This window comes from Streptomyces sp. NPDC002935, assembly GCF_040611295.1.
GTDB lineage: Bacteria > Actinomycetota > Actinomycetes > Streptomycetales > Streptomycetaceae > Streptomyces.
This window is the reverse complement of the sequence record NZ_JBEXNW010000059.1, coordinates 1-9,735: the sequence shown is the minus strand read 5'-3', so window position 1 is coordinate 9,735 and position 9,735 is coordinate 1. Positions and strand designations below refer to the sequence as shown.

The window sequence follows — 9,735 nt, the reverse complement described above, 5'->3', positions numbered from 1 at the left end:
CCTCCGTAGCGTGATGGTGTCCGCAGGTCACGGCTTCACCGGCAACAGAAGGTCAAGGACATGGTGGATCATTCCGACTGGCGTGTCGGGGCAGCTTCGGCCCCCGTCCATCACGGCGAGATTCTGCAGGGTGTCTTCACCGGCCGAGAGGGTTCCGTGCGCGGGCTCGTGACGCTGCCCAGCACCCTTCACACGACCCGGGCGACCTTCACGCCGGCACCCGGCACCGAGGTCACCGTGTCGCCGGGCTGGAAGGGAAAGGCGCGGCGCGCGGCCGAACTCGCCCTGCGGGAGCTGGTGCCGGCGGACGCCGGAGCGGTCGGCGGACATCTGGAGCTGACCGGGGACGTGCCGCTGTGCCGCGGCTTCGGCTCCTCGACCAGCGATGTGCTGTCGGCCATCTGGGCCGTGAAGGACGCGTTCACCGATCCGCTGCCGCCGCGGGTGGTGGCCCGGCTGGCGGTGCGCGCGGAGACCGCCTCCGACTCGCTGATGTTCGAGGACTCCACCGTGCTGTTCGCCCAGCGCGAGGGCACCGTCATCGAGGACTTCGGCTACCGGATGCCGCCGCTGCGGGTCCTGGGCTTCGGCTCACGGCCGTCCAACCGCGGCAAGGGCGTCGACACCCTGGCCCTCCCACCGGCCCGCTACGACGGGGCCGAGGTCGAGCGGTTCGCCCTCCTGCGGGACATGCTGCGCGAGGCCATCCAGATGAAGGACGTCGCCCTGCTCGGCTCGGTGGCGACGGCGAGCGCGGAGATCAACCAGCGACATCTGCCGGTTCCGGGCTTCGACCGGATCCGGGCCATCCAGCGGACCTGCGGCGCCGTCGGCGTGCAGGTGGCACACAGCGGGGACATCGCGGGGCTCCTCTTCGACCGGGACGACCCCGAGGTCGAGGCGCGCACCGCACGGGCGCAGGAACTCCTGCGCGGCACCGGAATCGACGAGCAGTGGAACTACACAACGGGTGACTGACATGACGACGACGATCCTCCCCAAGGCTCACTCCTCGATCGTGGAGGCCACCGAGCTGCCACGCATCATCAAGGTGAGCGACAACCTCTACGCCGCGGCCTTCACCCTGATGAAGCTGCTGCCCGCCCGCTACATCATCGACCGGGCCGAGGCCGCCGGGGTGCTCACCCCGGGCACCCCGGTCATCGAGACCTCCTCCGGCACCTTCGCGCTGGGCCTCGCCATGGTGTGCGGGCTGCGCGGCTACCCGCTGACCATCGTCGGCGACTCCGCCATCGACCAGGAGCTGCGCACCCGACTGGAGATGCTCGGCACGACGGTGGAGATCGTCGAGCACACCGGCCAGCCCGGCGGCATCCAGGGCGCCCGGCTGGCCCGGGTGGCCGAGCTGTGCCGGCAGCGGCCGGACGCGTTCGTCCCCGGCCAGTACGACAACCCCGACAACCCGGGGGCGTACGGGATCGTCGCCGACCTGATCGGTGACACGGTCGGCGCCGTCGACTGCCTGGTGGGGCCGGTCGGTTCGGGCGGTTCGACGGGCGGGCTCGCCGCCGCCCTGCGGCCCGCCAACCCGCAGCTGCACCTGGCCGGCGTCGACACCCACGGCAGCATCATCTTCGGCACCCCGGACGCCCCGCGCACCCTGCGCGGTCTGGGCAGCAGCATCCACCCGGGCAACGTGCGGCACTCGGCGTACGACGAGGCGCACTGGGTGACCGCCGCGGAGGCGTTCCACGCGACGCACGAGCTGTACCGCACCCACGGCCTGTTCATGGGCCCCACCAGCGGCGCCTCCTTCCAGGTGGCGTCCTGGTGGGCGGCACGGAACCCGGACAGCACGGTGGTGATGGTGCTGCCCGACGAGGGCTACCGCTACCAGTCCACCGTCTACAACGACGTCTGGCTGAGCGCGCAGAACATCGTCCCGGCGCCCGCGCCGGGCGGCGGCCCGGTCACCGTGGAGCACCCGCTGGACGCGCCGCCGGTCTGGTCCCGGCTGCTGTGGGCGCGGCGCGGCTTCGACGACGTGATGATGCCGGAGATCACCTCATGAGCGGGGGACTGCTGCTCCTGGTGGAGTCCAACACCACCGGCACCGGGCGACTGTTCGCGCGACGGGCGGCCGAACTCGGAGTGGTTCCCGTCCTGTTGAGCACGGACCCGGCGCGCTATCCCTACGCGGCCCAGGACGGTCTGCGGACCGTGGTCGTGGACACCTCCGACGAGAGCGAACTACGGGCGGCGGCCGATGCGTTGGCCGCCGAGTCGCCGATCGCGGGCGTGCTGACCAGCTCCGAGTACTACGTCCCGGCCGCGGCGGCGCTTGCCGCCCGCCTCGGCCTTCCCGGCCCCTCGGCCGACGCGGTGCGGGCCGTGCGGGACAAGGCCCGGCAGCGGCGGATCCTCGCCGCGGCCGGGGTGGGCGTGCCGGGCTTCGCGGTCGTGGAGCGGGTGGAAGCGGCGGTGTCGGCCGCGGCGGCGACCCGTCTTCCCGTCGTGGTCAAACCGGTGCAGGGCTCCGGCAGCCTGGGCGTGCGGCTGTGCGCCGGCCTCGACGAGGTCGCCGGGCACGCGCGCAAGCTGCTGGCGGAGACCACGAACGAGCGCGGGGTGGCGACACCCGGCCGGATCCTGGTCGAGGAGTACCTGACCGGCGCGGAGTTCTCGGTCGAGGTGTTCGGCACCGAGGCGGTGGTGACCGTCGCCAAGCGCGTCGGCCCGCTGCCCGCGTTCGTCGAGGTCGGCCACGACGTGCCGGCGACGCTCCCGGCGGACCTGGAGCGCGAGCTGCGCCGGACCGCGGTGCGCGCCGTCACGGCCCTCGGTCTCGGCTGGGGCGCGGCCCATGTGGAGCTACGGCTCGACGGTCCCGTCGCGAAGATCATCGAGGTCAACCCGCGGCTGGCCGGGGGCATGATCCCCGAACTGGTGCGCAGGGCCTGCGGCGTCGACCTGGTGCGCGCGCAGGTGCTGGCCGCGCTCGGCCGCCCGGCCGACCCGGAGCGCGGCAGGTACGGCCGCGCCTCGATCCGCTTCCTCACCGCCGACCGTGACGGCAGCCTCGCCCCCGACTCCTCCGAGGCCACCGCACGCGCCCGCCGCGTCCCGGGCGTCGTCGAGGCGGCCCTCTACCGGGCACCCGGCGAACCCGTCGGCCCCGCCACCGACTTCCGCGGCCGCCTCGGCCACGTCATCGCCCTCGCGGACCACCCGACCGGGGCCGCCGACGCGGCGGCCCAGGGCGTCACCGCGCTCGCGGAGGCGGTGTCGTACCCGGCACCGGAACGGCAGGAGGCGCTGACGTGACCGCCGTGAGCAGGCACGGGACCGACGCGAGGGCGGCCCGATCGGCATACGGCCTCGTCGTCCCCGCGCGTCCCGGTGCTCGCACCTCGCGTCACCACGACACCCCGTCCCCGCGCCCCTCCGGGTGCCGGGGACACCGGTGCCGATCGCTTCTCACCCCCAAGGACCTCGTATGACCACCGCCCCCGCGCGTGACGGAGTCGCCACCGGACGGCTCAGCTCCGCCCTGGATCCCGAGGCGCACGCCATCGTCTACGACCAGTACGTGTCCGAGGAGTCGGCGGATCCGCTGGGCAGCGAACTGCGCCGTATCAGCGAGGTCGACCGGGCCCACCTGATCATGCTCAGCGAGCGCGGAGTCGTGGAGCCCGCCCGGGCCGCCGCACTGTTGCGGGCCGTGGAACAGCTGCGTGCCGGGAACTTCGGTCCGGTGCGCGGGCGTCCGATGCCGCGCGGGGTGTATCTGGCCTACGAGGGCTTCCTGATCGAGCAGTTGGGCGACGAGACCGGCGGCATCCTGCACACCGGCCGCTCCCGCAACGACCTCAACGCCACCACCGCCCGTCTGAAGGCCCGCACCCCCTACCTGGCCCTGCTGGACGCGGTGGACAAGCTGGCCGCCGCACTGATGGAAAAGGCCGACCGGTATGCGGACGTGACCATGCCGGCGTACACCCACGGCCAGCCCGCCGTACCGATCACCTACGGGCACTATCTGACGGGGGTCGCCGTCGCGGTGCTGCGCGCCTACGGCCAACTCCTGGATGCCGGACGCCAGTTGGACGTCAATCCGCTCGGCGCCGGCGCCATCGGCGGCACGTCCGTGCCCGTCGACCCCGAACGTACCGCCCAGCTCCTGGGATTCACCGAGGCCGCCCCCAACTCGGTGGACGCCGTGGCCTCCAGGGACTTCGCTCTGAACCTTCTCTCCACGTCCGCGATGCTCGGCGTCACGCTCGCCCGGGTCGCCCGCGACCTGAGCGTGTGGACGTCCGAGGAGGCGGCGCTGCTGCGGGTGGCCGACACCCTGGTCGGCTCCAGCTCGATGATGCCGCAGAAGCGCAACCCGTTCCTGCTCGAACACATCCAGGGCCGCTCCACCGCGAGCCTCGGCGCCTTCGTGGGCGCGGCCTCGGCCATGACCACCGCCGGCTACACCAACGCCATCGCCGTCGGCACCGAGGCCATGCGCCACCTGTGGCCCGGCCTGAGCGACACGACCGATGCCGTGACGCTGCTGCGGCTGGTGGTGGCGGGCACCGAGCCGCGGCCGGAGCGGATGGCCTCGCGGGCCCGCGAGGGGTTCACCGCGGCGACGTATCTGGCGGAACGGCTGGTCCTGGAGGGCATGCCGTTCCGGGCCGCGCACCACCTGGTCGGCGAGACCGTGTTGGCCGCGCTCGACTCCGGCCGCTCCCTGGAGGAGACCGCCCGCTTCGAGGGCGCCCTCGCCCCCGACCTCGCCCCCGCCTCCGTGGCCGCCGCCTGCGCCCACGGAGGCGGGCCGGGGACGGACGGGCTGCCACCACTGCGCCGCCAACTCGCCGCCCACCGCGCCGAGTCGACCGCCCGCCGAAACCGTTGGTCGGACGCCGGGGCCCAACTCACCGAGGCCGTACAGAAGGCGGCAGCGGCATGAGCACGGACACCACCAGGAGAGAGACCATGGACACCACTCCGACCACCACGGTCGCCACCCCCCGCCCCGACCTGTCCCGGCACCGCGACTTCCGCCTTCTCTGGCTCGGCGAGACGACCAACCGGGTCGGCATCAACATCACCACGGTCGCCATGCCCCTGGTCGCCGTGGTCACCCTGAACGCCAGCACGCTCAGCGTGAGTGTGCTGGCCGCCGCACCCTGGCTGCCCTGGCTGCTGATCGGCCTGCCGGCCGGCGCCTGGGTGGACCGCATGCGCCGCCGCCCGCTGATGCTGGTGTGCAACCTCGGCTCGCTGGTGCTGCTCGCGAGCGTGCCCGTCGCAGCCTGGTTCGGCATGCTCACCATGACCCACCTGCTCGTCGTGGCCCTCCTCAACGGCCTCGCCGCGGTGTTCTTCGGGATCTCGTACAAGGTGTACGTGCCCTCCATCGTGGACCGGGACCAACTCCAGGAGGCCAACGCCAAGTTGCAGGGCAGCGAGTCGGTGGCCCAGGTCGCCGGACTCGGCGGCGGCGGTCTGCTCGCCCAGGGCTTCGGCGCCGTGTCGGGCCTGCTGGTCAACGCCGGCACCTTCCTCTTCTCGGCGCTGTGCCTGCTCGGCATCCGCAGCCGGGAACCCCGGCCCGAGCGGCCCCCGGAGCGCACCCCGCTGCGCCAGGACATCCGCGAGGGCCTCCAGCACACGGTGCGCGACCCGTACCTGCGTGTGCTGACTGCCTACGGCACCGTCACCAACCTGCTGCTGACGGCGTATCAGGCGATCCTGCCGGTCTTCATGATCCGGCAGCTGGATGTGCCCGAGAGCGCCATCGGCTGGCTGCTGGCCTCCAGCAGCGTCGGCGGCCTCCTCGGCGCGACGGGTGCCAAGCGGGTCACCGCCCGCTGGGGCACCGCACGCGGACTGCTGGTGGCCACCGCCGCCACGGCCCCCTTCGCCCTGCTGATCCCGATGGCCGGGAAGGGCTGGATGCTCGCCGCGCTCGCGGTCGGCAGCGCCCTCCTCGCCCTCGGTGTGGTCCTCGCCAATGTGATCCAGGGCGCGTTCCGCCAGCGGTACTGCCCACCCCAGCTGCTCGGCCGCATCACGGCCTGCATCTCGGTGGCCAACTTCGGCGCCATTCCGTTCGGTTCCCTGCTCGGTGGCGTGCTCGGCACGGCGCTCGGGCTCAGGCCGACGCTGTGGCTGCTGACCGCCGGTCTCGCGGTCAGCCCCCTGTTGCTGCTGATCGGTCCCCTGCGCGCACGGCACGACCTGCCCACCGCGCCGGCCACCGCACCCGGTGGCTCATGAGGCCCGACCGGCCCCTTCGAGTACGAACAGGAGAGACCCCGTGGAAGGAACACTGCCGTGGGTCGCCCGTGAGCTGCCACCCCCTGGCTCACTCGACCTCTGGCTCCTGAGGGTCTCGGATGTCCCCGTCGGCATCCTGGACGAGGCGGTGCTCGATGCGACCGAGCGCCGACGCGCCGCCGCCCTCATGCACACGGCCGACCGAACCCGGTTCACGGCCGCGCATGTCGCACTGCGGCGGCTCCTCGGGGCGTATCTGCGCCTGCGCCCCGATGAGATCCACTTCGGCAGGGACACGTGTCCCTGCTGCGGCGGCCCGCACGGCCGGCCCACCGTGCTCGGCGCGGGCCGTGACGACCTGTTCTTCTCGCTCTCCCATCGTGGTGATCTCGCCCTCGTCGGTACGGCCGTCGCGCCGATCGGCGTGGATGTGGACCTGGTGTCGGACCAGACGGCCACCGCCGAACTGGCCTCGATGCTGCACGTGGCCGAGCAGGAGGAACTGGCCGCTCTCGCACCGGCGTTGCGGCCCCGCGCGCTGGCGAGGCTGTGGACCCGCAAGGAGGCCTACCTCAAAGGCCTCGGCACCGGACTGGGACGCGATCCGTCCCTCGACTACATCGGCTCCGGGGCACCTGGAGGGCCGTACCCGCCGTCCGGCTGGACCCTGCTGGACGTTCCGGTGGACCGGGGCTACGCGGCGGCGGTGGCGGTACGCGGCGAACTCACCGCGGCCGGCCCGACCGTCACCCGGCTCTTCGGACCGCAGGCGGCCGACCTGGTACGCGCGCCCCCACCCGTGCTTCTGACGGGAGGGACCCTCACCTGACCGCGCACATCACTCTCTCACCCACGCCAACAGCCCTACGAACCTTGGGAATCGACGATGTCGAACGCTGTGCAGCAGGCCCCCGCGGCCCACCCTCCACGGATGCGGGCCCAGGAGTCCGTCTCCGCCCCGACCGAGCCGATGACCGGCGCCCAGTCCCTGATCCGCTCCCTCGAAGAGGTGGGCGCGGACACCGTGTTCGGGATTCCCGGCGGGGCGATCCTCCCCGCCTACGACCCGATGATGGACTCGACCAGGCTCCGCCACGTCCTGGTCCGGCACGAGCAGGGCGCCGGCCACGCGGCCACCGGCTACGCGCAGGCCACCGGCAAGGTCGGCGTCTGCATCGCGACCTCCGGCCCCGGCGCGACCAACCTCGTCACGCCGATCGCCGACGCCCACATGGACTCCGTACCGCTCGTGGCGATCACGGGCCAGGTGCCGTCGAGGGCGATCGGCACGGACGCCTTCCAGGAGGCGGACATCGTCGGCATCACCATGCCGATCACCAAGCACAACTTCCTCGTCACCAGTGCCGAGGACATCCCGAGGACGATCGCGGAGGCCTTCCACCTGGCCTCCACCGGCCGCCCCGGCCCGGTTCTGGTCGACATCACCAAGGACGCCCTCCAGGCGCAGACCGTCTTCTCCTGGCCCCAGGCCGTCCAGCTGCCCGGCTACCGTCCGCGGACCCGCCCGCACCCCCGGCAGGTCCGCGAGGCGGCACGGCTCATCACCTCGGCCGAGCGGCCGGTCCTCTACGTCGGCGGAGGCGTCCTCAAGGCGCACGCCACCGCCGAACTGCGCGACCTCGCCGAGCTGACCGGCGTCCCCGTGGTCACCACGCTGATGGCACTCGGCGCCTTCCCCGGCAGCCATCCGCAGCACCTGGGCATGCCCGGCATGCACGGCGACGTGCCCGCCGTCGCGGCCCTGCAGAAGGCCGACCTGATCGTCGCCCTCGGCGCCCGCTTCGACGACCGGGTCACCGGAAGGCTCGACAGTTTCGCGCCCTTCGCCAAGGTCGTACACGCCGACATCGACCCGGCGGAGATCGGCAAGAACCGCGCCGCCGACGTGCCGATCGTCGGCGACGCCCGCGAGGTGATCAGCGCACTGGCGGCCGCCGTACGCGAGGAGTACAAGGAGGGTGACGCGGGCGACCACACCGCCTGGTGGCAGGACCTGGGCCGCTGGCGGGACACCTACCCCCGCGGCTACGAGCTGCCCGCCGACGGCTCGCTCTCCCCGCAGCAGGTCATCGAACGCATCGGTCGACTCGCCCCTGACGGAACCCTGTTCGCCTCCGGGGTGGGCCAGCACCAGATGTGGGCGGCGCAGTTCCTGCCGCACGAGGAGCCGGGCACCTGGCTCAACTCCGGCGGCGCCGGGACGATGGGCTACGCGGTGCCGGCCGCGATGGGTGCCAAGGCCGGGCGTCCCGACCGCACCGTGTGGGCGGTCGACGGCGACGGCTGCTTCCAGATGACCAACCAGGAACTCGTCACCTGCGCCCTGAACAACATCCCGATCAAGGTCGCCGTCATCAACAACGGCGCCCTCGGGATGGTCCGCCAGTGGCAGAACCTCTTCTACGGCGCGCGGTTCTCCAACACCGTGCTGCACGACGGCGCGACCAACGCCGCGACCGGCTCCACCCGGGGCGTGGGCTCCGCCGCCAACCGGGGCACCCGCGTCCCGGACTTCGTCCTCCTCGCCGAGGCGATGGGCTGCGTGGGCCTGCGCTGCGAGTCCTCGGACGAGCTGGACGCGGTCATCGACAAGGCCAACTCGGTCACCGACCGTCCGGTGGTGGTGGACTTCATCGTCCACGAGGACGCGATGGTGTGGCCGATGATCCCGGCCGGCACTTCCAACGACGACATCATGGCCGCCCGTGACGTGCGTCCCGACTTCGGCGACGCCGCGGACGACTGAGAGGACCCTCCGACATGTCCCAGCACACGCTCTCCGTCCTGGTCGAGAACACCCCCGGCATCCTGGCCCGGATCGCGGCCCTGTTCTCGCGGCGCGGCTTCAACATCGACTCGCTCGCCGTGGGCACCACCGAGCACCCGGACCTGTCCCGGGTCACGGTCGTCGTCCGCGTCGACGACGAACTCTCCCTGGAGCAGGTGACCAAGCAGCTCAACAAGCTCGTCAACGTACTGAAGGTCGCCGAGCTGGAGGCCTCGGGCGCGGTCCAGCGCGAACTCGTCCTGGTGAAGGTGCGCGCCGACAACACCACGCGCTCCCAGATCATCGAGATCGCCGACCTGTTCCGCGCCCGGACCGTGGACGTGGCCCCCGACGCGGTGACGCTGGAGGCCACCGGGGCCGGTGACAAGCTCGACGCGATGCTGCGGATGCTCGCCCAGTTCGGCATCAAGGAGCTGGTGCAGTCCGGCGCGATCGCCATCGGCCGCGGCTCCCGCTCCCTGACGGAACGTGGCGTCCGCGAGACCCGCACGGTACGCATCACCTCGGCCACCACGGCGAGGGCCGCGCAGAGCGCCTGACGCCGTCCAGCCACCCGAATACCCACTTACCCATAAGGAATACGGAGTTACTTCATGGCCGAGCTGTTCTACGACGACGACGCCGACCTGTCCATCATCCAGGGCCGCAAGGTCGCGGTCATCGGCTACGGCAGCCAGGGCCACGCCCAC

At 72.3% G+C, this 9,735-nt stretch carries 9 protein-coding genes; all 9 read left to right on the top strand.

What is annotated here, in order from left to right:
• Window positions 1-60: 60 nt before the first annotated feature.
• Window positions 61-978, top strand: a complete 918-nt coding sequence (locus ABZX90_RS42070; RefSeq protein ID WP_355213529.1) for a kinase — start codon at window positions 61-63, stop codon at window positions 976-978.
• 1 nt (window position 979) lies between these two features.
• The gene (locus ABZX90_RS42065; protein WP_351133827.1) at window positions 980-2,032 is read left to right on the top strand and encodes a cysteine synthase family protein; all 1,053 of its coding nucleotides are present in this window, start codon (window positions 980-982) and stop codon (window positions 2,030-2,032) included.
• Window positions 2,029-3,285: an ATP-grasp domain-containing protein gene (locus tag ABZX90_RS42060; protein WP_355213528.1), complete on the top strand. Its 1,257-nt coding sequence runs from the start codon at window positions 2,029-2,031 to the stop codon at window positions 3,283-3,285. The genes ABZX90_RS42065 and ABZX90_RS42060 overlap by 4 nt, the downstream gene beginning before the upstream one ends.
• A gap of 172 nt (window positions 3,286-3,457) precedes the next feature.
• Window positions 3,458-4,924 (top strand): argininosuccinate lyase, encoded by a 1,467-nt coding sequence (gene argH, locus ABZX90_RS42055; protein WP_355213527.1) that lies wholly within the window; start codon window positions 3,458-3,460, stop codon window positions 4,922-4,924.
• A complete protein-coding gene (locus ABZX90_RS42050; protein ID WP_355213526.1) occupies window positions 4,921-6,237 on the top strand; it encodes an MFS transporter in 1,317 nt (438 codons plus the stop codon). The genes argH and ABZX90_RS42050 overlap by 4 nt, the downstream gene beginning before the upstream one ends.
• Window positions 6,238-6,277: 40 nt before the next feature.
• Window positions 6,278-7,066: a 4'-phosphopantetheinyl transferase superfamily protein gene (locus ABZX90_RS42045; protein ID WP_355213525.1), complete on the top strand. Its 789-nt coding sequence runs from the start codon at window positions 6,278-6,280 to the stop codon at window positions 7,064-7,066.
• A 57-nt stretch (window positions 7,067-7,123) separates the two neighbouring features.
• The gene (locus tag ABZX90_RS42040) at window positions 7,124-9,004 is read left to right on the top strand and encodes an acetolactate synthase large subunit (RefSeq protein ID WP_355213524.1); all 1,881 of its coding nucleotides are present in this window, start codon (window positions 7,124-7,126) and stop codon (window positions 9,002-9,004) included.
• Window positions 9,005-9,018: 14 nt separating this feature from the next.
• Window positions 9,019-9,585 carry an acetolactate synthase small subunit gene (gene ilvN / locus ABZX90_RS42035; RefSeq protein WP_351133840.1) on the top strand — a complete coding sequence of 189 codons (567 nt, stop codon included), beginning with the start codon at window positions 9,019-9,021 and terminating at the stop codon, window positions 9,583-9,585.
• 54 nt (window positions 9,586-9,639) lie between these two features.
• Window positions 9,640-9,735, top strand: a 96-nt coding sequence (locus ABZX90_RS42030) for a hypothetical protein (protein ID WP_355211838.1), incomplete at its 3' end; no start/stop codon positions are given.